General features: G+C 44.2%; 16 protein-coding genes, 1 pseudogene and 1 riboswitch. Of the genes and pseudogenes, 10 read left to right on the forward strand and 7 right to left on the reverse strand.

Annotated elements, in window-relative coordinates; translation table 11 throughout:
- Positions 1-48 precede the first annotated feature (48 nt).
- From NST74_RS10960 to NST74_RS10970, 3 genes are read left to right on the forward strand one after another with little or no spacing between them, the layout of a single operon-like run.
- On the forward strand, positions 49-1,368 hold the full coding sequence (locus NST74_RS10960) for a glycoside hydrolase family 125 protein (protein ID WP_341112012.1): 1,320 nt from the start codon (positions 49-51) through the stop codon (positions 1,366-1,368).
- A complete protein-coding gene (locus NST74_RS10965) occupies positions 1,365-4,514 on the forward strand; it encodes a beta-galactosidase (RefSeq protein WP_341112013.1) in 3,150 nt (1,049 codons plus the stop codon). The genes NST74_RS10960 and NST74_RS10965 overlap by 4 nt, the downstream gene beginning before the upstream one ends.
- 45 nt (positions 4,515-4,559) lie before the next feature.
- Positions 4,560-7,313 carry an alpha-mannosidase gene (locus NST74_RS10970; RefSeq protein ID WP_341112015.1) on the forward strand — a complete coding sequence of 918 codons (2,754 nt, stop codon included), beginning with the start codon at positions 4,560-4,562 and terminating at the stop codon, positions 7,311-7,313.
- A gap of 98 nt (positions 7,314-7,411) precedes the next feature.
- On the opposite strand, the gene NST74_RS10975 is transcribed toward NST74_RS10970, so the two are convergent.
- Positions 7,412-7,849: a MarR family transcriptional regulator gene (locus NST74_RS10975; RefSeq protein ID WP_170880226.1), complete on the reverse strand. Its 438-nt coding sequence runs from the start codon at positions 7,847-7,849 to the stop codon at positions 7,412-7,414.
- 229 nt (positions 7,850-8,078) lie between these two features.
- On the opposite strand from NST74_RS10975, the gene uvrA reads away from it, so the two are divergent.
- Positions 8,079-10,583, forward strand: a complete 2,505-nt coding sequence (gene uvrA / locus NST74_RS10980; RefSeq protein ID WP_341112017.1) for an excinuclease ABC subunit UvrA — start codon at positions 8,079-8,081, stop codon at positions 10,581-10,583.
- A 53-nt stretch (positions 10,584-10,636) separates the two neighbouring features.
- Here the strand turns inward: uvrA and NST74_RS10985 are convergent, their stop codons facing one another.
- The 3 genes and pseudogenes from NST74_RS10985 to NST74_RS10995 form a co-directional block, all read right to left on the reverse strand.
- Positions 10,637-11,206: a YdeI/OmpD-associated family protein gene (locus NST74_RS10985; RefSeq protein ID WP_341115870.1), complete on the reverse strand. Its 570-nt coding sequence runs from the start codon at positions 11,204-11,206 to the stop codon at positions 10,637-10,639.
- A 51-nt stretch (positions 11,207-11,257) separates the two neighbouring features.
- A pseudogene (locus NST74_RS10990) lies at positions 11,258-11,773 on the reverse strand (DinB family protein).
- Positions 11,774-11,853: 80 nt separating this feature from the next.
- The gene (locus NST74_RS10995) at positions 11,854-12,765 is read right to left on the reverse strand and encodes a helix-turn-helix transcriptional regulator (RefSeq protein WP_341112019.1); all 912 of its coding nucleotides are present in this window, start codon (positions 12,763-12,765) and stop codon (positions 11,854-11,856) included.
- Between the two features lie 221 nt (positions 12,766-12,986).
- Here NST74_RS10995 and NST74_RS11000 point away from each other — a divergent pair, with 221 nt between their 5' ends.
- From NST74_RS11000 to NST74_RS11015, 4 genes are read left to right on the forward strand one after another with little or no spacing between them, the layout of a single operon-like run.
- Positions 12,987-13,613 carry a TetR/AcrR family transcriptional regulator gene (locus NST74_RS11000; protein ID WP_341112020.1) on the forward strand — a complete coding sequence of 209 codons (627 nt, stop codon included), beginning with the start codon at positions 12,987-12,989 and terminating at the stop codon, positions 13,611-13,613.
- A 1-nt stretch (position 13,614) separates the two neighbouring features.
- Positions 13,615-14,469, forward strand: a complete 855-nt coding sequence (locus tag NST74_RS11005; RefSeq protein ID WP_341112022.1) for an ABC transporter ATP-binding protein — start codon at positions 13,615-13,617, stop codon at positions 14,467-14,469.
- Positions 14,466-15,179: a fluoroquinolone export ABC transporter permease subunit gene (locus NST74_RS11010; RefSeq protein ID WP_341112023.1), complete on the forward strand. Its 714-nt coding sequence runs from the start codon at positions 14,466-14,468 to the stop codon at positions 15,177-15,179. The genes NST74_RS11005 and NST74_RS11010 overlap by 4 nt, the downstream gene beginning before the upstream one ends.
- The gene (locus NST74_RS11015; protein ID WP_341112024.1) at positions 15,176-15,901 is read left to right on the forward strand and encodes a hypothetical protein; all 726 of its coding nucleotides are present in this window, start codon (positions 15,176-15,178) and stop codon (positions 15,899-15,901) included. The genes NST74_RS11010 and NST74_RS11015 overlap by 4 nt, the downstream gene beginning before the upstream one ends.
- Before the next feature lies 1 nt (position 15,902).
- On the opposite strand, the gene NST74_RS11020 is transcribed toward NST74_RS11015, so the two are convergent.
- The 3 genes from NST74_RS11020 to NST74_RS11030 form a co-directional block, all read right to left on the reverse strand.
- The gene (locus tag NST74_RS11020) at positions 15,903-17,072 is read right to left on the reverse strand and encodes a KamA family radical SAM protein (RefSeq protein WP_339290407.1); all 1,170 of its coding nucleotides are present in this window, start codon (positions 17,070-17,072) and stop codon (positions 15,903-15,905) included.
- A 137-nt stretch (positions 17,073-17,209) separates the two neighbouring features.
- A riboswitch (cyclic di-AMP (ydaO/yuaA leader) is annotated at positions 17,210-17,353 on the reverse strand.
- Positions 17,354-17,401: 48 nt separating this feature from the next.
- Positions 17,402-19,069, reverse strand: coding sequence for an AraC family transcriptional regulator (locus tag NST74_RS11025; RefSeq protein WP_341112027.1), 1,668 nt, complete (start codon positions 19,067-19,069; stop codon positions 17,402-17,404).
- A gap of 139 nt (positions 19,070-19,208) precedes the next feature.
- On the reverse strand, positions 19,209-20,234 hold the full coding sequence (locus NST74_RS11030; protein WP_341112029.1) for an ABC transporter substrate-binding protein: 1,026 nt from the start codon (positions 20,232-20,234) through the stop codon (positions 19,209-19,211).
- A 527-nt stretch (positions 20,235-20,761) separates the two neighbouring features.
- Here NST74_RS11030 and NST74_RS11035 point away from each other — a divergent pair.
- Complete coding sequence (locus tag NST74_RS11035) at positions 20,762-21,424, forward strand: HAD family hydrolase (RefSeq protein ID WP_341112031.1); 663 nt, start codon at positions 20,762-20,764, stop codon at positions 21,422-21,424.
- A 42-nt stretch (positions 21,425-21,466) separates the two neighbouring features.
- Positions 21,467-22,669, forward strand: coding sequence for a mannitol-1-phosphate 5-dehydrogenase (locus NST74_RS11040; RefSeq protein ID WP_341112032.1), 1,203 nt, complete (start codon positions 21,467-21,469; stop codon positions 22,667-22,669).
- Positions 22,670-22,671 lie beyond the last annotated feature (2 nt).

The raw sequence follows: 22,671 nt of genomic DNA on the forward strand, positions 1-22,671 counted from the left end.
CTGCCCGTCTCTCTATCTATACTCATTTTTATCAAGAGGAGTGAGGATATGGAACAATTCAAACTGCCAGCCATCTCTATGCCGAAGCTGCCACTGCCACAAGCGATTCAAGAAGTATTAAATGAAGCAGAGGAGGAATTAGCTCATCGGCCTAAACTATTACAGCTCTTCATGAACTGCTTCCCGAATACACTTGAGACAACGACTAAACTCATGGATGATGGAACAACATTCATCATTACTGGTGATATCCCTGCTTCTTGGTTGCGTGACTCTGTGGAACAGGTTATGCACTACGTGCCATTTGCGAAGAATGATCCAGATCTTCAACGTATCATTAGCGGTCTAATTAAACGTCATATTCAGTATATACATATTGATCCGTATGCTAATGCGTTTAATGAAACAGCGAATGACTGGCATTGGAGCACTAGCGATATTACGGAAATGTCCCCTTGTGTGTGGGAACGTAAATTCGAGATCGATTCGCTCTGTTTTTCCATGCGTCTGGCTTATGCCTATTGGAAAGAAACGGGGAAGGCCGATATCTTCGACGCTGGATTTAAGGAAGCAATGGTCAAAATATACAACTTATTTAGAACAGAGCAACGCCATGCTGAATTATCTCCTTACCGCTTTATGCGTAATAACGGGATACCTGAAGATACATTACGCAACAACGGCCTTGGTATGCCTGTTAATTACACGGGTATGGTCTGGTCCGGGTTCCGATCAAGCGATGATGCGTGCGACTTCCATTACAATATCCCGGGGAATATGTTCGCCGTTGTTGCCTTACGTCATATGCAGGAATTCGCAGAATGGGTATTCCGTGATCTTGAATTTCTAAAAGAGCTTAAAGCACTAGAAGCGGACATTGATCATGGAATCAAGCTATATGGTATTTATCGTCATCCGAAATTTGGACCCATCTACGCCTATGAGACCGACGGCTACGGCAACTACTGCTTGATGGATGATGCGGGAACACCGGGACTCATGTCGATTCCTTATCTCGGCTATGTTACGGCAGAGGATAAGATTTATCAGAATACACGCCGATTTGCGCTGAGCAAGGAGAATCCTTTTTACTTTGAAGGAACAGCAGCGAAAGGGATTGGCAGTCCACATACTCCGAAAGATTATATTTGGCATATGGCATTGTCTATGCAAGGTTTGACGGCTTCCTCGAATGAAGAGAAGCTGGAGATGCTTGCGATGCTAGAGGCAACGGATGCGGGGACTGGTTTTATGCATGAAGGATTTCATGTCGATGACCCGAATATATTCACTAGAAAATGGTTCGCCTGGTCCAATAGTCTGTTCTCCCAACTAGTCTATAAATCGATGAAGGAAGGACTACTATGAGCAGGCCTGTAATTATATTCTATGATTCTGATTTTCCAATTTCGAATTCGATTCCTAGCGATGCGATTGTATCCATGCGTGAGTTCGGTACGATTGTGAATGCGAATCAGCTTGCAGCAACGCTTAAGGAAACCGAAGGCGGATGTTTCATTAATCTGCATGCACCCTATTTTCCAAAAGCGGCATGGGTAGACATTCATGGATATTTGCAAAGAGGTGGTGGGCTGATCAGCATCGGAGGTGCTCCCTTCAAACAACCCGTTCGCTGGCAAAATGAACAATGGCATGTGGAAGCGGAGCAGACCTCTTATCATCAAGAGCTATATATTCATGAGGCATTACGTGTTGAGTGTTCTCGCAATCAATCCTTGCTAGCATCGGATGTTATTCCTCTGCTTAAGGGTCAAGAAGCTCTTTTTCTAGCGAGTGCAGAGACATGGAACCTTGTGCCACATACGACGAAGACAAGTGATTTACCCCATCAAATGGGGTCAGCAGGTCCAATGAGCACAAGGATTTACCCGCTTTTGAAGGGAATTACACATGAGGGCCGGGAAACTGCAGCTCCAGTAGTTCTTTGGGAGAATACGATTGGTTTATTTGCAGGCTCACGCTGGCTGTTCGTAAATACGGCTGCAACGGATTCTTTATGGAAGGACGAAGGGCTGTCCGCGATATCCAAGTGGGCTCTCTTCTGCTGCAAGGGTGTTACGGAGATGTGGATTAAGCCCAATTACGCATCTTATGAGTCTGGAGAACGTGCTTCTCTGACACTTCAGATTCAGCAGCTTGAGAGGACAAAAACTTCAATGAGTAATGAAGAGAGATGGAATTTTACAATTCATGTTGAGCATGAATCAGATTCGTCCTTACACTGGTCTCAGGGATTAGAGTTGAAGGCTAATGCTGAGCTTAACATCGTTCGGGTGCCTATTCCATTGGAAATTAGGAGTGGTCTGTTCCAAGTGGTCTGCGAAGCCGAAGCCAGTGATGGTGAGGTGCGCATTCTATGTCAAGGGTTCTGGGGGCATGCCCCTGAACTTCTGGCAGCAGGTGAACCGATAACAAGTGGAAGAGATTATTTCATAAAAAATGGGCGTCCGCTACCTGTTGTGGGGATGACTTATATGACGAGTGATGTGGCTCGTAAATTTCTGTTTCTGCCGAACGTCGGGGTATGGGATCGCGATATGGGTCAGATGCGGAAGGCAGGAATTAACTGGATCCGAACAGGAATCTGGACAGCTTATCGTAATGTGATGCAAGATGACGGTCATGTTTCAGAAGAGGTACTGCGAGCGATAGATGCCTTTATCATGACAGCGAAGAAGCATGATCTGCAGGTAACCTTTACGTTCTTCTCCTTCACACCGGAAACATGGGGAGGGGTAAATCCTTATTTGGACCCACAAAGTGTAGAAGCACAGAAGCGGTTCATTCGTTCTATTGTATCTCGTCATAAAGCGTCTTCGAATGTAGATTGGGATCTTATTAATGAACCGTCAATGTTTGACCCGGCACGTATTTTCTCGGAGGGTCCGAGTTCATGTCATGATCGTTTTGAGCAACAAGCTTTTGTAGAATGGCTTCAACATAGACATGGTGAAATCGAAGTGCTACAGGAACGCTGGAATATGACACCTGCACAGCTTCCGAACTTTGCATCGGCAAGGCTGCCAGAAGCAAAAGAGATAAACTTCGATGTGCAGGATATGCACAGCGCTAAAAGAGGGACGCGTTGGCTTGATTATTGCTTGTTCTCCATGGATATGCATAACCGGTGGGTGAAGCAGTTATATGACTCCATTAAGGAGCAATGTCCAGATCAGATGGTTACGGTTGGGCAGGATGAAGGGCTGGGAGCGCAGCGTCCTTCACCGTTTTTCTATGAAGAAGCGGTAGATTACACCACTGTACATTCCTGGTGGTTTAATGATTATCTGGTGTGGGATGGCATCTTTGCCAAGACGCCTAATAAGCCAAACTTAATTCAAGAGACTGGCGTCATGTATGTAGAAACTCCTGATGGACGAGCCAAACGTTCAGAGCTAGAGCTGCGAAATATTCTTGAACGCAAATATGCCTATGCGTTTGGAACTGCTGGTGCGGGGGCCATACATTGGATCTGGAATACCAACTTCTATATGGATAATGCGAATGAGTCCCATATTGGGGCATTAAGAGCAGATGGAACCGAAAAACCAGAGGCGGATGTCTCCTATGATTTTGGAAAGTTTATAGAAGGCATTCGTGACGTATTTGGAGATAGGAAGCTGGAAGAGATTGCTGTGGTGTATCCGTATTCGAATGATTTCTCTAACCGGAAGCTGGCTTTCGCTGCTACAACAGAGCTTACCCGAATTCTTTCGTATGATCTAAAGATGCCTTTTAGAGGGGCTTCTGAATACCACCTAGATGATTTGGAGAACCATCCTGCGAGGCTTATTATGCTGCCAAGCGCACATAACTTCGATGATGCAGCGATGGAAAGGTTGTTGCACATTGTTGAAGATACAGGTGCGGTATTACTTGTTACTGGCCCACTTGGTATTGATGCTTATTGGCATTCTTCAGAGCGCTTGAACGATATTCTTGGCAAGCGTGAATTGCGTAATGTGCGCCGTGAAGAAGTGCTTAACCTTCAAGGCCAAGAACTTCCTGTCTCCTTCGCTCACCGCCGGATTGCTGAATTATCGAAGGAAATAATGATTCACGAATCTGCTGGAAGCGGAAATTCAATTATAGATTCGGTCATGAACATTCCGCTTGGTAAGGGACGGCTCATCTGGAGCCCAGTCCCAGTTGAAATGAGCAGTCGAAGTGAAACTACATCCGCACTGTACCGCTACGCATTGAATGCTGCTCATGTGGAATGTGATTTTGAATGGATTAACGGAGGAGACTTAGCGGGTATTTATGGACGGAAATTGAGCTTTGATAAAGGGGCTCTCTTCACCTTCGTGTCGGAATATGCGCAGGATGCGAAGATCGAGGTAAAAGATTTAGTTACTGGCCGGACCTACACATTCCTGTTGGAACAGGAACGTTCTGTCCTCTTCGCTACGGATACTAATGGTGATCTGCTAGGCGTGTATCGCCAGCAGGAAGTTGAGATTCATGTATCTTATCCGTATCTACTGCATTAAGTATCTTAGTAGAGAGAATGTATTGCATATAAGGAGGTCTTCACCTTGAAAAGTTCAGATCAATCTATTAAACCTCAGACAGCCCATATCATTTCACATACTCACTGGGACCGGGAATGGTATCTTCCATATGAAAAGCATCATGTACGCCTTGTTAAATTGGTCGATGAATTGCTGGATCGATTGGATGAGGATGGTGAATTTAAAAGTTTTTATCTTGACGGGCAGACGATTATTCTGGAAGATTACCTCCAAGTTCGTCCTGAGAATCAAGAGCGTCTACAGAAACATATAACGGAAGGCCGTCTTCTGATCGGGCCTTGGTATATTCTGCAAGATGCTTTCCTTACGAGCGGAGAAGCAAATGTACGTAATATGCAGATTGGTCATCAGGACTCGAAGCGTTACGGTGAACCTTCTAAGATCGGTTATTTTCCGGACACCTTTGGTCTAGTTGGCCAGACTCCACAATTAATGAAGCAATCGGGGATCAATAATGCCTTTTTTGGAAGAGGGGTAAAGCCGACTGGTTTCAACAATACAGTATCGGACGGAGGATATGAATCTTCCTTCTCCGAGCTGATATGGGAAGGTCCGGATGGATCGAAAGTGCTTGGAATTCTATTTGCGAATTGGTATTCGAACGGAAACGAAGTGCCAGTGAATGAAGCAGAGGCAAAAGAGTTCTGGGAGAAAAAGTTAGCAGATGCACGGAAATTCGCCTCTACGGGCGAGCTGCTATTCATGAACGGCTGCGATCATCAACCAGCTCAACTGAATTTGCCGGAGGCAATTGAAACTGCGAAGCGGCTCTATCCAGATATGGAGTATATTCATTCGAACTTTCCTGATTACCTTAAAGCTGTTGAGGATGTCATGGATCACAACAAATTGTCGACCGTAAAGGGAGAACTGCGGAGCCAACATACGGATGGATGGGGGACGTTAGTGAATACTGCGTCTGCTCGTGTCTATTTGAAACAGATGAATCAGGAAGGGCAAGTCTTGCTTGAAAAGGTGGCCGAGCCACTCGCTTCATTCGCACGTGTATTGGGCAAAGCTTACCCTCATCATCTGTTCACTTATGCCTGGAAGACGCTAATGCAGAATCATCCTCACGACAGCATTTGTGGCTGCAGCGTGGATGAGGTACACCGCGAAATGGTAACCCGGTTTGATAAAAGCCGACATGTAGCAGAGACCATTGTTGAGGATAGCAAGCGCATGATCGCTGAAGCAGTGGATACGACCGGTTTTGCAGCCTATGGAGAAGAAGTGCTTCCCTTAGTAGTCATGAATATGACAGGTTGGACTCGCACGGGTACAGTGAGCGTAGAAATTGATGCGGCACGTCTATATTTGCGAGAGGGCTTCACTCTAGAAGAAACGGCCAGCCTTATGAAGGATATTGACTTAAACGGTTGTGAATTAGTAGACGATCAAGGGAATCCTATTGCATGCCAGATGAAGGATTTAGGTCTTCAGTTTGGCTATGATTTGCCTGACGATAAGTTCCGCCAGCCCTATATGTGTCGCCGAGTAAGACTTACCTTTGAGGCCGCACAAGTTCCGGCACTGGGTCTTCGTGCATATGCGTGGGTTCGCCGTGCAAACGCAGAGTTGCCTATAGCTCCTGAATCTTTGCTTCAAGGGGATCGGGTGCTGGAGAATGAGACCGTCAAAGTAGTGATCCATGATAATGGTTCATTTACGCTGAGTGATAAAGCCAGTGGCATGAACTACCGGGATCTTGGTGTGTATGAGAACACAGGTGATATTGGGAATGAATACATGTATAAACAGCCAGAGGGTGAACAAGCTTTAACGACCAAGGGACTACAGGCGAACATTTGCGTTCTCGAAAATACACCTTATCGAGCATCTGTGGAAATTAAGCATGACTGGGAGATCCCAGCCTCAGCAGATGAGAAGCTGGATGAGGAACAGCGTGCTCTTGTGTACTACCCAGAACGGAAAGCGCAGCGCAGTAGTGACACAGTCATTCTTAAACTTCGTACCGTAATTAGCCTGGAGCGGGGCGGGAAGGGGCTGCATATCGAAACGACGATAGACAATAAAGCCAAAGATCACCGGATTCGTGCGCTGTTCCCGACAGATTTGAATGCCACCAAGCATCATGTGGATTCGATGTTCGAGGTTGCGGAGCGGAATATTGAGCCAGCTGCAGAATGGATGAATCCGAGTAACACGCAGCATCAGCAGGCCTTTGTTGATATCAGTAATGAAAAAGCTGGTCTAACCGTCGCTAACTTTGGATTAAATGAATATGAAGTGCTAAGAGACGGTCGTAACACCATTGCGATTACATTACTCCGTAGCGTGGGTGAATTGGGAGACTGGGGTTTGTTCCCAACTCCAGAAGCGCAGTGTCTCGGAGAGCATGTAGTACGTATGGAGCTCATCCCACACACAGGAGATGGTATAACCTCTGGTGCTTTTGCTGAAGCTTATCAATTCCAGATTCCTTGGGTCGTATGTCAGACTGATGTACATGAAGGACCGATTGCTCCGGTGTATGCTCCATTCGAATGGGAGAGTCAGGAGCTCGCATTTTCCTCTCTGAAAATGAACGAGCAGACTGGAGACCTACTGCTTCGCTGGTACAACATGAGTCAGCAGAGTACCGATCTGACCATCCGTACGACGATTCCGCAGCAGTATTTCTATAAGACGACAATTCTAGAAGAGAAGAGCGAGCCACTCTCCAATGAGGATAAGGGGAGTGTGTCCTTACCAATCGGTCCATGTGAAATTGTAACGATGGGTATTCGGAGATAGAGTTAACTTGTTTTTTCGTATAATTTAAAAAAAAGGACGATATCCAGAGAGTCGAATGACTTTTGAATATCGTCCATTTTAAGTTTTAAGTTTGAGCTTCAAGAAGAAGATTTACTTCGCGTTGATGAACTGAGACGATCAATCTGCTCTTCTAAAACGTTGCTTGCTTTACCTAAAAATTGCGAAATGAGTGCAAGTTCTTCATCCGTATAGGAAGCAGCCAATTTAACCATAGCGGTATGAAGCGGCTGATAGGTGTCAATAACATCCTCTTTATTTTCATACAACGGAACAATAATGACTTTACGCCGATCATTAGGGTCATTTTGTCTGCGAACATAGCCGTTTTTTTCGAGTCGATCTATTAATGCTGTAACGCTGCCTGTGGCAAGTCCAGTTAATTTGGACAGTTCTCCAGCAGTGATAGGTCCCTTTTCACGCAAAATATCCACGGATAAGAAATCATTATTGTATAACCCTAGAGAGGCGGCTACGTTCTGCTGATATACCACCGTTCGGGTACCCAGGCCACGCATGAGTAAGGTGAATTGTTCTTGCTCTGGTGTAGGTTGAGCTTGTTCTTGGCTTGACAAAGAATAACGCCCCTTTTAAAATCTGTATATCTCGTCAATCGAGATATTCGATTATGAAGTTATTAGAAAGTATGTTATTTTACAAATACATTCTATCGAAATTAGTATGCTTTTGCAAAAAGAAAAGTAAAAAGGCAGTATTGTGATTGGATAAATTGAGAGGGGAATCGTTGTGAAAGAAGCTATTGTTATTAAAGGTGCACGAGAGAACAATCTAAAGAATGTCTCGCTCACGATTCCAAAGTATAAGCTAGTTGTCCTGACGGGACCTTCGGGATCAGGAAAATCGACGTTAGCGATGGATACACTTCAGCGGGAATGCCAAAGACAGTATTTGGATTCTATGGGCATGACATCAGATACGATCAGCAAACCGAAGGTCGAGTCCATCGTTGGATTGTCCCCATCCATTAGTGTTGGACAGCATGTTACGAATCGTAATCCACGCTCGACAGTCGGGACTGTAACTGACATCTATACGTTTGTCCGGTTTATTTTTTCTAGATTAGGAGAGAGGGTTTGCCCTTCCTGCAGTGGCAGTATTCCACCTTCTTTTGAAGCGAGGGGGCTACTAATAGAGGAAGACGAGGAAATGGATGGCCAGTCGATGGGCTGTCCGCATTGTGGAGCTGAGCTTGATAAACTTGGCATGTCCCACTTTTCTTTCAATAAGCCGGAAGGGGCTTGTGAAGCTTGTGGTGGACTGGGGTCTGTGGCGACTATTAATGAAGCAGCGGTATTTAATCCTGAGCTTTGCATAAAAGAGGGAGGAGCAGCCTCTCTGAATGGTGTTCATCGGGATATACAGATGAGGATATTAGTAGCGGCGGGAAAACATTTTGGATTTGAGTTTGACCCGGATCTGCCGTTGAAGGACTATAGTGAGATACAGCGTGATTTGTTGTACTACGGCGTGGATAGTGAGGCATTTAAACGTCATTTCCCTAATATTAAGCCAATCCAAGGGACCAAATTTGAAGGCGTTATACCGGGTTTGTGGCGGCGTTATAAGGAGAAGGAAGGGGAATCCGGTGGGCAGGAGAAAGGCGGAGGATTTTTTCATGAGCAGCAATGCCCGGAATGCCTTGGTGCTCGTCTGAAAAAAGAAGTTCGTCTAGTGCAAGTAGCTGGTGCTTCGATAACGGAAGTATCAGATTGGTCATTAAGCGATGTATATGAGTGGACGAAAGGGCTGGAGGCGGCTTTACCTGCTGAAGGACTTCATCTGCTAGAACCGATCTTACATGATATGCCTACTAGACTAAAGCGGATTATCGATGTTGGTCTGGGTTATCTTTCGATGAACCGGCAGACAGTGTCTCTATCAGGTGGGGAAGCACAGCGTCTGCGTCTAGCATCACTGCTGGGTTCAGGGCTGACCGGTGTGTTATACATTCTGGATGAACCGACGACAGGTCTCCATCCTCGGGATACGGTTGGCCTTATTCGTGTGCTTCAGGAGCTGCGGGATCTGGGGAACACCGTGCTCGTTATTGAACATGATATTGAGATGATGCGTGCTGCGGATCATATTATTGATATGGGTCCGGGTGCTGGATTGCATGGTGGAACCGTTGTGGGTGAAGGTAGCTTGGAAGACTTGATGGCAAGTGAGCTTTCAGTTACTGGAGCTTATCTCAGAGAAGAGCGTCTTGAAGCTCCCGGACGTGTTCGCCGGAAAGCGAACGGAAGGCAGATCACCATCCGGCAGGCACAGTACCGGAACATTGATATTCCGAAAGTCTCTATCCCGCTGGGCTGTCTTGTATCGGTAACAGGGGTTTCGGGTTCAGGTAAATCTACACTTATATTTGATATCCTTGCACAAGGAAGTACTAAAGAACATGAGCAAACAGGCTGTAAGGAAATTACGGGTCTAGATGAGGTCGGAAACATGGTGATCTTTGACCAATCACCCATGGGTAGAATGCAGCGTTCGAATGTAGCGACCTATACCGACGTATTTACACATCTGCGTCAGTTATTTGCGGCTTTGCCGGAGGCGAAGAAAAGAAAACTGACCTCCAAACATTTCTCCTTTAATACACCGGGTGGACGGTGCGAAACCTGTCAGGGACTGGGTGTATTGTCCGTAGACATGAACTTTCTGCCTGATCTAGAAGTGAAGTGTCACGACTGCAAAGGCAGAAGGTTTACGGATGAGGTCTTACAGGTGAAATATGATGGTTTCTCTATCTCAGATCTATTGGACATGTCTATACAGGAAAGCTTACCGGTCCTTAACTCGGAGGCCAAAATGGCCGGTATTATTGAGACGTTATGTGAGGTGGGTCTTGGGTACCTTAAATGGGGACAATCTGTCAAAACCTTATCAGGCGGCGAGGGACAACGGATCAGGCTGGCCAAAGAGCTGAGCAAACCATCTAAGAATCACACGCTGTATCTGCTCGACGAACCAACGACAGGTCTTCACCCGTCAGACATCAAGAAACTCCATACCTTATTGAGTAAATTGGTGGATACGGGAAATACGGTTGTTGTTGTGGAGCACAGCCTAGAGCTGATTCGGGAGTCTGACTGGGTGATTGACATTGGCCCTGAAGGGGGAACAGTCGGAGGTAAGCTTGTAGCTGAAGGCACACCGGAGCAGGTCGCAGAAGTGCCGGAATCTTACACGGGGATGTTCTTGAAACGAATTCTGGCTGAAGGGCTTTAATAAAAGAAGGTGAGAACAGACAATGTTCTCACCTTTATTAATTTAAACACATCTTAATAATCTAAAAGGCGTCCATAATCATGCCATTGACCGAACATTTTATTATCTTTAGTATTTGTTATAAATTTATCTAATTTACTCTTAAATAATTCTGGTTGATGTTTATTGCTTTGTATTGTGTCGATACGGACTCTTCTATAAAGAGCTGGAAAGGCTAAGAAATTTTCGTATATTTGCTGTTCCTCTTTTAGCCTTTCTTCTATAACCTTATCGATTAAAAAAGAATCAGGGTCCATATCAGGAAGCACCCTTCTTCCTTCAGCCGTCATTAATCCCAGCTTTTCGAGGCGGCGGACGCGCTCTTTATTCAACTCCGTCCAAGAGCTTCGTTTGCTTCTGGGAGACAGTCGCTGCGCCAGCTCCGTTTCGGAAATTTTCTTTTTCACACCATCGATCCATCCAAAGCACAAACATTCCTCTACCATGTCTAAATATAGCAATGTTTCTGGGTTTGGCGTCATACTTGCGAGTACCCAACAAGATTTTTCAGTCATACAATTCTCCTGCAGCCAACCCCGTAAATCCGCTCTCGTTTTTACTAGAATTAGATTTTCTATCTCCATAATTAAAATACAATGTCCTTCCCAGGCGTGGAGCATATTGCCCATTAGTGATTAAATAGCTTCCGCAGGCACCTGATACCAAAATAAGGAGTAGTCATTCATGGTGGAAGCGTGACCTAACTGACGTAACATAGCAGATATATTACCTCTATGATAAGTCCCGTGATTGACGGCATGCAACACAATTTCTGATAGACGTGTTTGGCGGATTCCGGCGAATGGATTGTCAAGCAGAATGGTTTGCTCCAAATCGGATTGGTTTTGTAACCATTCTTTATATAATTCCGATAGCTGGATAAAGATATTAGCTTATTCATCCACAGAACTTAGAATGCGCATATTTAGCGGGATAGTTTTTTGAAAAGCCTCAGGCATACCAGTGCCTGTTAAAACAAGATACCACATCGTATCAACTGCATAGATATGACTAAGAGCATGAGCGATGGTGGGAAAAGAGCTGTTCACTTCTTGACTCAGCACAGAGGGAGAGAGTTCCCCGATTCTCCCTAAGATGGTATGGTTCGCCCAAGTGTTGTAATTAAACATTTCTACCGGATAATTGGTCATTCGAATGATCTCCTTTTGAGTTGTGATAGGTTATTTTATAGCTGTTGTTAATATAAAAGAAGAAGTATGACAGCAGACTGTCATACTTCTTCATAAAGTTTCAGGGTATTTTGCAGCTGCTTTTTTAAGATACCTCGCAGTGCAAGAGGCTCTAGGACTTCGGCGCCGCTGCCGAAGCTTAGGAGAATTGACCAAAGCCAGCGGGCTTCCAATGGTCTATACACTGGAATGCGCATCGTCATACTTTCATCGGTATGGAATTCCTTATCCATTTGGTGAAACTGATCCAGCGCTTCTGCCAAAGCCTCGGGTCGCACCCGGATTACCACTTCCTCAACCTGATCTATCCTGTTTGAACAATCCGCCTCGACGGGTACCTCATGTTGTGATTGAAAGGTATCTTGAGTCAGAATTAAATTCATCATTCGGGATAACCGGAACTCTCGATATTCCTGACGTGCCCGGCAATAACCATAGATGTACCAGTTGCTATATTTAAAATGAAGCTTTACTGGTTCTAAATCACGGGTTGTGCGTTCATTTTTTACATTGATGTAATCAAAACGGACGATCATTCGTTCCGTAATAGCCGTACGTAAAAGAGAAAGTGCGTCGGGATCCATACGGCGGGTCTCAAAGTCCACAGCTAGACTAGAAGTCTGTTGTTCCGTTCCAATCGTTTGCAACCGTTCAATGGTTCCTTGCGCATGCTCGTCTTCGAACACGGAAGAAAGGCTGTTCAGCACGGTAATCAGAGAAGTGACATCATAAGAACGGAGCAGGCTTTTATCCATTTTATATCCGTCCATGATGCCATACCCGCCTTTAGTTCCCTGATACGATACGACCGGGATACCGGCGGCACAAATGACATCGATATCACTATAGATAGTTCTCTGGGATACTTGAAACTCTTCAGCCAGCTTGGAAGCAGATAAAACTTCGTGGTTCAACAGCTTGTAGATCATAGAGATCAATCGTTCCAATTTCATTTGTGCATTCCCACCCATTAGTCCTTTTCGTGTTACTGCATGATTATATAGCATAGATTTTTTTCATGCTAGTTTTGGGAGTGGGGATTATTGTAGTGACGTACTGGGGACAAATGTGTGAAGCTTACAGAAAATTAGATTGACAAAATATGGATTAAAGAGTTATCTTGTGAATATAAAATAAAATTATTCATAAAACTACCAAAAGCGAGTTGACTTGTATGCCCAAGAAATTCACGGACCAAGAAAAAGAATGGATCAAACATAAATTGTTGACAGAAGGCCGCCGCTGTTTTGAAATACATGGCATTAAGAAAACAAGCGTTGAAGAATTAACGAAAGCTGCCGGGATTGCGCAAGGTTCGTTCTATATGTTTTTTGGATCGAAAGAGGAATTGTTCTATCACATATTGCTTGAAGAGGAACAACGAATTCGTAGTGCAATGTTCGATTCATTTAGCGTTGGCGTACCTTTTGGCAAGGAAGAGATCAGATTATTTTTACTGAAATCTTTCCGCATGATGGAAGAAAGTCCGATCGTACGTCAGATGTTCGTAAGGAGCGAAATGGAGCAGTTATTAAGAAAGTTACCAAATGAGTTGTTGGAGCAAAATTTTACAGAGGATAAAGACTTTTTTGTCCCTTTCATTAAATCCTGGCAGGCTGAAGGAATCATGGCTGGGATCGACCCGGAATTAATCGTGAGTATGATTCGCTCCATAGTCCTTCTGACTCTGCATAAGGAAGAGATTGGGGATGAACGATATCAGGCAACGATAGAGCTTTTGATCGGGGTTCTGGCTGAGGGGATGACTTCCTTGAAGAACAATAAGATTGGGGGAGCATGAAATGATCGAAGTGAAGGAGCTTCATTTTACCTACCCAAAAATAAAGGAACCAACCCTTAGTGGACTGAATTTTTCCATAACTCCAGGAGAAGTATTTGGCTTTCTCGGTCCTTCGGGAGCAGGTAAAAGCACAACACAAAAAATCCTAATAGGCGTCTTAAAGAATTATTTGGGTAGCGTTAAAGTAATGGGCAAAGAAATAAGAAATACCGGACCGGAGTATTTTGAGCAAATAGGGGTAGCTTTTGAGTTTCCAAATTTCTATTCGAAGTTTACTGCGCTGGAAAATTTGCAATTATTTCGGTCTTTGTATTCAGGGAGAACAGCGGAACCAGGACTTCTGTTAGAGCAAGTAAATCTCACAGAAGCGGCTAATCTGAAGGTCTCCCAGCTATCGAAGGGAATGAAGATGAGACTGAATTTCTGCAGAGCACTCTTAAATAACCCACAAATTCTATTTCTGGATGAACCCACTTCCGGGCTGGACCCCGTTAACGCTAAGAGAATGAAGGATTTAATTCTGGAAAAGAAGGCAACCGGAACAACAGTCATCATAACAACACACAATATGCAGGCCGCGGAGGAGCTCTGCGATAGAGTCGCTTTTATTGTAGACGGTCAGATTAAGTTGATTGATTCTCCTCGTGAGCTTAAGCTTCTAAATGGAAAAAAGCGAGTGCGGCTGGAATATCGCCTTCATAATGAAGTTAGAAATGAGGAATTCTCACTTGCTGATATAGGGGAGAACGAATATTTCTTAAAGCTTGTCCGTGAGTATCCAATAGAAACCATTCATTCGCTGGAGGCGTCTTTGGAACAAATATTCATTGACGTTACTGGGAGGCAGTTAACATGAGATTCAGATCTGCGTTTGCCTTTGACATCCGGTTTCAATGGCGGCATGGGTTTTATTGGATCTACATCATTATCTGTACGTTCTATCTGGTATTGCTACATCTTATTCCTAATCATTATCGGGAACAAACGATGCTGTTATTGACCTTTAGCGATCCTAGTGCCTTGGGGCTTATTCTGGCTGGTGGGATTGTGCTGCTGGAAAGAGACCAGGGTGTCCTTGATCCTTTATTCGTTACTCCGATTCGTGTTAGGGAATATTTACTTTCAAAAGCCGGCTCATTATCTGTACTGTCCCTCTTAGCCGCATGGGTTATTCATGCAGCAGCGAGTGGAGTTCCGCAATCCCCGATAGGATTTTCTATTGGAATCATTCTAACGTCAAGCTTTATGACGCTATTGTCGATTGGAGTAGTGGCTCGTTGCCAGACGATTAATGGTTTCATTTTACTCTCACAAGTATTCGTACTACCTTTCATACTGCCGTTACTTGGTTATTTTAAGATATGGAACTCCAATGTTTTTCTATTATTACCTACAGAAGGAACACTTCGCTTGTTGAGTTCGGGAACCTCAGCTATGTCACTTGGCAATTACATGTACTCCATATCGATATTACTGCTCTGGAATGTTGTGATATATGTCTGGGCAAAAAGGTCCTTCGAGCAACATGTAATGATGCGCATAGGCAAGGGAGGAGTCAAGAGATGAAGAAGTATCATACGCTTTTTCTAAGCGATATCCGTCATGCTGGGTTGGACCCGGTGCTTATGGTCGGGATCTTTGCTCCTTTAGCACTTTTAGTCGTCTCAAGATTTGGATTTCCAATAGCAGCAGAGTGGCTTACAAACGGTTATGCTTTCGATTTAAATGAATACAGTAGCTTTGCTGCGATTTTTTTAGTAATGACCTTTCCCATGCTGACCGGTATGATGACAGGTCTTTTAATGCTTGATGAACGTGATGAGAACATCATCTCTTATTACGCGGTTACGCCATTAATGCGTAAGGGGTACATGGTGTATCGTCTAGTTCTTCCATCTGTACTTTGTACACTTCTATCATTGGTGTATTTTGTAGTTTCAGGCTTATCTGACTTCCAATTGGAGCATATATACATTCTTTTATTATTAGCAATTGAAGCCCCTTGCTTTGCTTTATTTCTTGCTTCTTTTGCTGCAAATAAGGTAGAAGGCTTAGCTTTATCTAAGATAGGTGGTTTGTTTATAGCAGGGCCAATCGTAGCGTATTTTATTCCATCACCATGGCAATTCACAGGTGCGTGGATTCCTACGTATTGGCCTGCTAAGTTGTTTTTTGCTATAGAAGATGCTAGTGGTTTTAGTGTGATTGCATGCTTTATGGTGGGGCTTATATTTCATTTGAGTCTTCTGAGTATCTTGGTCAGGATTTATATAAAAAGAATTGATTGAATTATTTACAAATCAGATCCGCAGTCTTGTTTGATAACGCATTAACAGAAATAATAGCGTCATTTTTTTTCACAGGAGGGGTCCAATATTCCTCATTTCCGGGCAGGTCATCAAACCATTCTGCATCCTTAGGGCAATCTAGAATCATGAACTTTCCGTATTCCTGATCTCTGGATTGATGATATTTAAGATAGGCTTTTCCGTTATCAATGGCGAGAATTTCTATCTTTCCGGAGGTGTGTGACATGGATAGGCGTACTCTTTTGCCAAGTCCTGAGGTTCTGGCTTTGGCTTCTTCTACAATTTGATAGACTTGCTCAAGAGGTAATACAAAATCTCGGTTTCCGGCAACGGGACGATTCACGAAGAAGTAGTAAGGTGTTACGCCAGCCCATGAGAGTCGGTCTAGCAATTCTCCCAATATAACGGGATCATCATTGATGCCTTTAAGGACGGGGGTCTGATTTACGACAATTGCCCCAGCGTTGTGGAGGGCTTTAAATGCTTTTTTGGCTTCAGGTGTGATTTCACGAGGATGATTGATATGCGCCATAACATAAATTCGCTTGTCTTCGGTAGAGTAAGTACGAATCAGCTCCAGCAGCTCTTCGTCTTCAGAGATCCGCATCGGATTAAATACGGGAATCTTCGAACCTAATCTGATAATCTTGACATGCTCAATGCTTCTTAAGTTTTCAATAATGGATCTTAGCTTTGGTGTGGAGAGAATTAAACTGTCACCGCCCGTAAGAAGAACGTTGTTAATCTCAGGGTGGTTTGCAATATACTCCAGACCCGGAGAGACATCAGACATCGCTTCTTTCACGTCATTTCGGAACAGGCGTTTACGGAAGCAGTAGCGGCAATAGGCTCCGCAGACCTCGGATACAATCAGTAATGCTGTTGTTTTATACTTGTGCTGACAACCCGGCACCACATAATTCGTGTCTTCATCCGAAGCATCCCAACGTCCATATTCCAGCAGTTCACCTTCGTTAGGGATAACCAGTTTACGAATGGGATCATCTGGATCGTCCCAGTTGATCAAAGACAGATAGTAGTCATTCACACGAAAAACAAATTTGTCCGTGATTTCTTTCAAGTTCTCTTTTTCCAGATCAGACAACATAGCAATTTTGTTAATATCCGTGATGTACTTTACCTTTTGCACTTACATCTCTCCTTTGTCCCTTTGTGTGAGAAAAGAGGAAGCCTTAGTGTCAAAGGCCAATCTACTGCCAGCAGGGTCCAAAAAAACACAAAAAGAGACCCTTAGCAAGGGTCTCTGGTTATGTAAATAACATGAAAAGCAGACCCATCCACTGCTGACGAGGTTAGCTGACGGACTCGGGTAAGATGGTACCCTACATTCTAATGCTCAATGATTCGCCCCAATTAACTGGTTCCCCCGCTTTTCAACTGTAAAAGTTGGAAATTAAGCGTAGGTAAAGTATACCCCATGAAGTTTTGAAAAGTCAAAAGGGAATCCTAGATTCACCTTCAATTACTAGGGGTGCTTCCACTGAGCAGTTTAGGTAGAAGCGTTAGCAGCTTCTCCCGAGTTAACGCATCACTAGAGTTCCATTTGCTTCCGTCGAGCAGATAAACATGTCCCTGACGTACTGCCGGAAGACTTTTCCAAAGTGAACTGTCTAGTAGTCGTTCCATAGCAGCCAGTGAGTCTGGACGCTCAGGAATGAGCATGAAGATGTAATCACCAGTATAGGCAGGCAATCGCGCTGGATCAACTTCAGCGAACCCTAATTCTTCATCCAGTATGGCTTGAATCTCCTCTGTCGGTTGTAGACCACATGGGGCATAAAGCGCTGTGGAGAATCCGGACATTCCCATAGCATACAGATGATTTCCGTGGTCATAGACCAAAGCAGAGGCAGTCTCTCCGGCTTGGAGACTGGTCTCGTAAAGCTGCTGCCACATGGCAGCGTTTTTGATTGTAAATGATTCCAGCCACGCTTCGGCTTCGCGTTGTTTACCGAGCCAGCTGCCTAGTGTTCGCATTCGACTTTCGAGTGGCGCAAAGGAATCAAAGGTGAGTGTCGGGGCGATACCGGAAACGGTCCTATAGGCTCTTTCATCACTATTGGCCAAAATAATCAAATCTGGATTAAGTGAAGCGGTCAGCTGCGGGTCCAGCGGGAAACCAACATTGGCGAGCTTTTTAAGCCGATGTTTATAGACGCTGTTCCGCACGAATGCTTCATCTCCTCCGATGGGCTTCACGCCTAGTGCGAGAAGGTCGCCAAGTGTCTCTCCATGATAGACAATGCGTCTCGCTTGCTCTGGAATCTCCACTTCATGGCCTGTCCAATCTTTGACGGTAAGCTTACGACCTCGCTGATGCGCATATTGTCCGGGGGTAACTCCGGTTTTTTGCCGAAAGCGGCGGCTGAAATAATATTCATCGGAGAAGCCTACCAGTCTGGCGATTTCACGCAGCGGTTCCGTCGATTCCTGCAGGAAGCGCTTGGAATGACTAATGCGCAGATCGGTCAGGTACTCAAGTGGCTTTTTGCCGGTAAGCTGTTGAAAGATCGGTGTATACTGCCAGAACGATATCCCCGCCAGCTCAGCCAACTGCTTCACGCTGATGCTCTCTGTATAATGCTCCTCTATGAATTGTATAGTCATTTCTACGGATTCTGTGGGACTTGGTAGATGCTTGGAAGGATAATTATGCTCAAAAAATAGCAGCATCAATTCCTGGAATTTCAATTGTCGCTTGAATTGCTGCACATCATCGAAGCTATTCTTGTTCAGAAGCAAATCTTCCACAAGACGGAGTACCTTAGTGAACGGGTGGACAATTAATTCGCGTCTGCCTGAAAGTAGTTCGCCAGAATAACGTTCTGGATGCTCTTTTGTATAAATTGCTGAAAAGGTGATGAGATAATAATACATGGTCATTTCCTGATTGCTCGTACTATAGGAGATTCCGGGAGCTAGTAGATAACATTTATCTGTACTCAGCATCACGCTCTGATCATCGAGGTTCAGTTGCCCGTTTCCCCCGGTAAATACGAGAAGGGTGTAGTCATGAGTTGTACGTGATACAGGGCTTGAATCGGCAGCTTGAAGTATCAGTTCGGCATCAATCAGCTGAAACAGCAGGGAGTGGAGCGGGGGGCAGGACGATGATGTTTGCAGCATAGGTTCAGCCTCCGTTCTTTTGGTGAGAATGATTATCAATGAACTTATTGTATATAAAACAAAGAAGCATATCAACAGCTGTTGATATGCTTCTTGAAGTTTTCTATCAGCCGTGTGCTAAACACTCGATCATGGAGGGTTATTTCATATTCAATAGCTGAGGAATCTCGCCGAGCAGCCATTCTCTTGTAGTTGCATCACTGGAGGTCTTCATGATGTCCTGCGTATGGACATATCCATTCTTAACGGCAGGAAGGCTCTTCCAGATAGGGCTCTTTAATAGATTTTCTGTGGATTGTTTTGCTTCCTCCGCAACTGGAGTCAAGATGAATATACGGTCTCCGGCATATTCTTTAAGCACTTCCATAGATACTTCCTGGAAGCCTTTACCTTCATCGAGTATCTTCTGAATAGCTGGAGTTGCCTTGAAGCCATTCTCCCCATAGAGTACCTGTGAAAGTCCAGTCGCCGCCATTATAAACAGTCTGTCTCCCGGATAATAAGTGAAGACCGAAGCTGTCTCACCTTCTTGCATACCAGCAGACTTCAATTGTTTCCACATAGTTTCTTCAGCGGTTTTATATTGGGCTAGCCATGCTTCTGCTTCTGTTGTTTTACCAAGAATTCCACCAATGTCCAGCATACGTTCTTGTAATGGGGCAAAGGTATCAAAAATGATTGTAGGTGCGATTTTGGACAGCTGCTCAAAATCAGCTTCGTCTGTGCCCGCATAGATAATTAGGTCAGGTTGAAGCTCTAATGTTTTCTCCAGATTGATAGGGAAGCCTACATCCTCGACACCCTGTAACTGATCTTCAAAGACCTGGCCTTCACCCATGGATAGAGGATACCCTACCGCTTGTACGCCGAGAGCGAGCAAATCGCCATATGTTTCTCCAGAGTAGATTATTCGCTGTGGTTTCACAGGGATTTCTACAGTATGTCCTATGTAATCCGTGTAGGAGCGGGTAGTCGTTGCGGATTCATTTGCACTGCTGTCGGAGGGCTCCGTTGATGGTGCCGTGCTCGCAGCAGAAGAATTTCCAGTTGCGTTGGTCGTACTATTACCAGAAGATGATTCCTTTGAGTTTCCGCATGCTAGCAGCAATGTACTCATCAAAAAGAGTACGCATAACACAGCGAAGGACTGTCTTGCCTTGTTCATTTTTTATTGCCTCCCTAAAATATATAACGATTACCAATAATGATAATCATTCTCGATTGAATTCATCATAATTTATAGACTCTTTTTACTCAATGGACAAAACATAATTCAGTCATTAGATTTGTACAATCATGCAAAAAGGTGGTGTTTAAAATTTTTTTTGAATTATTTTCAGATGATTGGAAAAATACTCTAAATACCGGGAATGGAGAGAAGAAGGGAGGGCTTGTCTTCATGACAAACATGGAAGGAGAAATCCCTTGAAGCACATAGGATTGTGGTGTTTTTTTGAATCTGATTACTGTTATAGATTAAGTCATTTATGTGATCAAAAAATTCAGGATTGTCCTCATTGATTGTAATCGTTATCATACCGTGGCATGTTATCTACCGCCCTTGACGTCAGTGGAAAGCCTTTGTTATGGTTTTTATAGTCCAACGCAAGCTGAAATGACAATTTGTAGAATTTATAGACGGTTTTGCGTAAGATATTCTAACCAAACATAATACGAGGGAGATGGTTGATTGTGATCAAAGGCATTATTTTTGATTTTGACGGAACGATTATCGACACGGAGACTGCTTGGTACACCGCTTTTAACGAGGCTTATGCTGAATATGGAGTGGATTTGACGCTTGAACAGTACTCCACCTGCATTGGCACAAGCTTAAACAGCTTTAATCCTTATGAGTACTTGATGACTGATCTTAAGCTTGCCATTGATAAAGAGGCTTTCAGTAAGGCTGTTAAACAGAGACATAGCAAACTTATGGAATTGGAAACGATTCGGCCAGGTATACAGCATTATCTGGATTCTGCCAAAAAAGCTGGACTACGCATAGGGCTGGCCTCAAGCTCTTCACTGGAATGGGTGGAGAAATACTTGAATCAATTGGGCATACGCGATTATTTCGAATGTATTCGGACGGCAGATCATGTGGCAAAAGTAAAACCAGATCCAGAGCTATACAACCAAACACTAGCTTGTCTTGGAATCTCCCCTAATGAGGCAGTTGCCATTGAGGATTCACCGAATGGTTCTAAGGCAGCAGCAGCAGCTGGTATCCGTTGTATTGTGACTCCTAATGAGATTACTAATTTCCTTGAATTCGATAAACAGCATCACAAAATAGATAATCTAAGTCTTCTTGATTTTGACCATGTAGTTACTCAGCGTTGCTTCGTATAGAGAAACTGAGAAACAGAGTTAAAATTAAAGGGGGATACCAAATTGAGAGCCGTACATTTCGGAGCGGGCAATATTGGCAGAGGTTTTATTGGACCTATGTTGTCGGACTCCGGTTACAATGTTTGTTTCGTCGGAAGGAATAAGAACAAGATTGCGCAGTTGCAAAATCGCGGACAATACCCCGTTACCTTGGCTAACAAGGATCGGGACAGCTTTATCGTTGATAATGTTACTGCGATCAATCTGAATGATACTGAGAACGTTACTAAAGCTATAGCAGAGGCTGAGATTGTAACCACTGCAGTTGGAATAGCCGCTTTAAAAGATATTGCCGGTACTATTGCGCAGGGAATCGAACGAAGACTTATCAATCACAGGAACCTCAAACCTCTCCATATCATTGCCTGTGAGAACGGTATTGGAAGCAGTCAGAAGTTAAAGAAATCTGTATATCGGCATATGAAGCAATCCTTCAAGGAGCTTGCGGACCGCAATGTCGCTTTTCCAAATGCGATGGTTGATCGGATCGTGCCTGTGCAGAAAAATACAGATTCGCTTGAAATCCTCGTTGAACCCTTCAGTGAGTGGGTGATTCCGCGCAGTGGAATGATTGGTAATTACAACGAAATTAAAGGTGTCCATTATGTGGATTCGCTGGCACCATACCTCGAACGGAAGCTATATACTGTGAATACAGGCCATTGCAGTGCAGCCTATTTCGGATATCTGGAAGGTTATACTAGCATTCAGGAAGCGATGTCTGATCCCGCAATCAGAGCTCGTGTTCGTGGGGTACTCAAGGAAACAGGGACCTTACTGGTACATTTGTATGGCTTCGAGCCCTTAGAACATGCACGGTATATAGAAAAGATGATGGAACGATTCACTAACCCCAACATTAACGATAAAATCACACGTGTCGCCCGATCCCCGCTTCGTAAGCTTTCACCTAATGATCGACTGATAAAACCAGCAATGCTTGCCCATGAACTTGGCTTTGAGACTTCACACCTTGTTTTAGCTATAGCTTCAGCGCTTTATTTTGATTATGAAAAAGATCCAGAAGCCGTAGAGCTACAAGCAGACATCCGAAATCTCGGACTCAGTGAAGTCATTGCGACGCATTTAAAAATCCCCACGGAGCATCCGCTTCATGGTCGTATTATTTTAGAGTACAACACCATGTGTATAAAATATCCCCATTTGAATGGCCAAACCGTCAATTGCAAAACCCCATACTTTTAATA

The organism is Paenibacillus sp. FSL F4-0125, assembly GCF_038008565.1.
In the GTDB taxonomy this organism is placed as follows: Bacteria; Bacillota; Bacilli; order Paenibacillales; family Paenibacillaceae; genus Paenibacillus_AQ.